This window comes from Streptomyces sp. SAS_270, from assembly GCF_052543295.1.
On record NZ_JBMNDS010000167.1, the window covers coordinates 1 to 3811 of the forward strand.

Annotated in this window: 2 protein-coding genes; both read right to left on the reverse strand. The window is 72.3% G+C overall.

Features of this window, described 5'->3' with window-relative positions; genetic code table 11:
- Positions 1–21 precede the first annotated feature (21 nt).
- Entirely contained in the window at positions 22–2160 is a 2139-nt protein-coding gene (locus ACN6LB_RS45595; RefSeq protein WP_445031067.1) for an MMPL family transporter, read from the reverse strand.
- Between the two features lie 248 nt (positions 2161–2408).
- Positions 2409–3671, reverse strand: coding sequence for an LLM class flavin-dependent oxidoreductase (locus tag ACN6LB_RS45600; protein WP_356144324.1), 1263 nt, complete (start codon positions 3669–3671; stop codon positions 2409–2411).
- Positions 3672–3811 lie beyond the last annotated feature (140 nt).

A 3811-nucleotide genomic window follows, 5' to 3' on the forward strand; every position in this document is an offset into this window, starting at 1 on the left:
CCCCCCCGGCCCCGGGTTCGCTCACAGTCGCGCGTCGGTCCGCGAGTCGGCGGGGTAGTGGCCCGCCACGGTCACCGACCGGCTGCGCCGGCCCAGGTCGCGGAAGAGCCTGCCGGGCCACCAGGTGGCCCTGCCCGCGTCCAGGACGAGCGCGGGCACCAGGACCGTACGGACCAGGAAGGTGTCCACCAGGATGCCGAGGGCGACCACGATGCCCATCTGGATCATGTTGGTCACCGGCATCGCGGCGAACACCGCGAAGGTGGCGGCGAGGACCACGCCCGCGGAGGAGATGACCCCGCCGGTGCCGGCCAGCGCGCGCACCACGCCCTGTTCGTGGCCGTGCGCGCGGGTCTCCTCCCTGACCCGGGTCATCAGGAAGATGTTGTAGTCGATGCCGAGGGCGGCCAGGAACACGAAGGCCACCAGCGGGATGGTCCAGTCGACGCCGCTGTGTCCCAGGACCCGTTCGAAGACGAGGTTGCTCGCGCCGAGCGCGGCGAGGTAGGAGACCGCCACGGTCAGCAGGAGCAGCAGCGGGGCGACGAGCGAGCGCAGCAGCAGGATGAGGACCAGCAGGATGACGCCGAGGACCAGCGGGATGACGGCCCGCAGGTCGCTGTCGGCGGCCCGCTGGGTGTCGGAGCGTTCGGCCGCCTGACCGCCCACCACGGCCTGGGCGCCGGGCACCGCGTGCACGGCCTTGCGCAGCGCGTCGACGGTCGAGGCGGCGCCGGAACTGTCGGGCGCGTCCTTCAGGACGGCCTCGATGGAGATCAGGGAGCCGTCCGGGGAGCGGGTCGGGGTCAGTGCGGAGGCCACTCCGCCGGTGGCGCGGACCGCCTTGAGGACCGCGTCGGCGTTGGCGGCGCGGGCCACCACGACGGCCGGCCCCGAGGCGCCTGCCGGGTAGTGGTGGGCGATGCGTTCCTGGGCGACGACGGACTCCGGCTTGTCCTGGAAGACCTCGGCCTGGCCGATGCCCACGTGCACGCCGAGGACGGTGGCCGCGGCCGCGCCGATCAGGATGAAGGAGAGCACCCAGGCCGGGCGCGGGCGCCTGGCGACGGCGGCGCCGACCTTGCCCCAGACGCTGCGCTGCGAGCGGGGCTCGGTGCCGTACTTGGGCCGGAAGGGCAAGAAGACCCAGCGGCCGGCGATCACCAGCAGGGCGGGCAGCGCGGTGAGCATCGCCACGAACGACCACAGGACGCCGACCGCGCCGACCAGGCCCAGGCTGCGCGAGGAGTTGATGTCGGCGACGGCCAGGCACAGCAGTCCGGCCACCACGGTGGCGCCGGAGGCGATGATGGCCGGTCCGGCCTTGCGCAGCGCCACTGCCATGGCGACGTGCCGGTCCTCGTGGCGGTGCAGCTCCTCGCGGTAACGGGCGATCAGGAGCAGGGCGTAGTCGGTGCCGACGCCGAAGGCCAGGACCATCAGGATGCTGGCGCTGCCCGGGTCGACGGGCAGGTCGGCGTGGCGGGCGAGCAGGTAGGCGGTGCCCTGGGTCGCCGCCAGGCACAGGCCGACCGACACGACGGGGAACAGCCACAGGAACGGGCTGCGGTAGATGAGCAGCAGCAGCACGATCACGACGGTGCCGGTGATGGCCATCAGGTTCGCGTCGAGGTTCTCGAACGCCCCCACGTAGTCGCTCTGCTGGCCCGCCGGGCCGCCGATCTCCACGTCGAGTCCGGCGGGGGCGCCGGCGCGGGCGGTGGCGCGCATCTTTTTGATCTCGTCGGCCGTCGCGTCGCCGTCCACCCGCTTGAGGGGGACGACGACCATGAGGGCCTTGCCGTCCTTGGAGGCCGTGGTGGCCGGCATCGTGGCGCCCTTGGCGAGGTGTCCGCGGAAGGCGGCCCGGTCCCGGGCGCTCTTGTCGCGGTCCGCCTGGGTGATGCCCGAGGTGCGGCTGTACACCGTCACCGCGGCGATCACGTCGTGGTCGGTACGGAACTTCTCCAGCTCGTGCAGGACTTGCACCGACTCGGCGTGCCGGGGCAGGACGGCGGTGCTGCCCTCGTCCTTGACGTCGTCGAGTTTCCCGGCCAGTGGCCCGAGGGCGGCGGTCACGATCAACCAGCCGACCAGCACCAGCCACTTGGCCCGTTTGCCGCACAGGGCCATGGCGAACCGCCTGCTGCCGTCAGTCATAGGGGGTCTCCTGGTAGGTCGCGGTCGGGAAAGCGATGCCAATGAAAAGGTCAAGGATTTCCCATGGGCTCAACAACCCCTGTCCGCGGTGGCGCCACCCCTGTGTCGACCCCTGCTCCCCTGCCCGGCGCCGCCCTGAGCGGGGTGGGGCGGGTGCCGCTGCCCGGGCGCGCCGGGCGGGCGCGCCCGGCGCGGCTGCGGGGCGGCGGTCGCGGGGCGGGTGCGCCCCAGGTGGCGTGTGCCGTCCCTCAGGCCCTCAGCTCCGGCACGATGACGTAGTCGCTGACGTCCGCGGTGTCCTTCTCCACACGGGACAGCGCGGCCCGCACGGCGGGCTCCAGCCGGTCGCGCTTGGCCTCGTCCACGGCGTCGCGGTGCGGCGCGAACAGCGGCAGCACCTCGGCGGCGAACAGTTCCAGGGACTCCATGATGTGCTCGTGCCGGTTCTTGCCGATCTGCACGGAGAAGATGATCTGGTCGACGCCGGCCGCCTCGTAGCGGCGGACCATGTCGGCGATCTGCTCGGGGGTGCCGATGCCGCGGCGCAGCGCGGTGATCTGCTCGAGCATGTTCTTGACGTCCTCGGGCTGCTCCTCGGCGTCGCCGGCGGGGGCGGCCGGCTCGCGGACCAGGCCCACGCTCGCGCGGTTCTTCTGGAACTCCTCCCACACGCTGGTGACGCCCGGCTTGTGGTCGCCGGAGATGTAGTAGTGCATCAGCGCGTAGCTGAAGAAGTGGGCGCCCTCCAGGCCGCGGTCGAGGGCGGTGTCCTCGTCCTGGTGGCACATGAAGGGCACGACGACGGAGAAGTTGGGGTTGACGTCGAGGCCCAGCGGCTTGCACTCCTCGGACTGGATGATGCCGTAGTAGGCGTCCACCCAGTCCTTGGCCTCCTCGGGGGAGACGAAGGAGAAGGACAGGGCGCCCATGCCGTTGCGGGCGGCGTCCTCGATGGTGGTGCGGGCGCTGCAGGCCAGCCACAGCGGCGGGTGGGGGGTCTGCTTCGGCTTGGGCAGCAGGTTGCGCGGCGGCACGTCGACGAAGGGGCCCTGGTGGCCGGTGAACGGCTCCTCGGACAGCAGCCGGGTGATGACCTTGAGGGACTCCGCCCACTGCTCCTTCTTCGTCTCGCGGTCCACGCCGAAGGCGGCCAGCTCCAGCTGGGAGCTGCCGGCGCCGGAGCCGAACTCCACCCGGCCGCCGGAGATCAGGTCCAGGGTGGCGATGCGTTCGGCGACGCGGACGGGGTGGTTGACGGCCGAGGGCAGCTGGACGATGCCGTGCGCCAGGCGGATGTCGCGGGTGCGGGCGGCGGCGGCGCCGAGGAACACCTCGGGGGCGCCGGAGTGCGAGTACTCCTCCAGGAAGTGGTGCTCGGTCGCCCAGGCGTAGTCCAGGCCGAGCCGGTCGGCCAACTCGATCTGCGCCAGGGACTCGTTGAACAGCCGCTCCTCGCTGCCCTGCTGCCAGGGGCGGGGAAGCTGGTGGTGGTAGATGAGGCCGAATCGCATGGTGTGTCTGCTCCTTGGGATGGGCGTGATCGGGTGGTGCCGGCGTCGGCTAGGCCGCCGCGGGGCGGCGGAAGGCGGCGCGGTAGTACAGCAGGGGATCGGCTTCGTGGTCGGCCGGGTCCTGCACCTGCAGGCGGCCG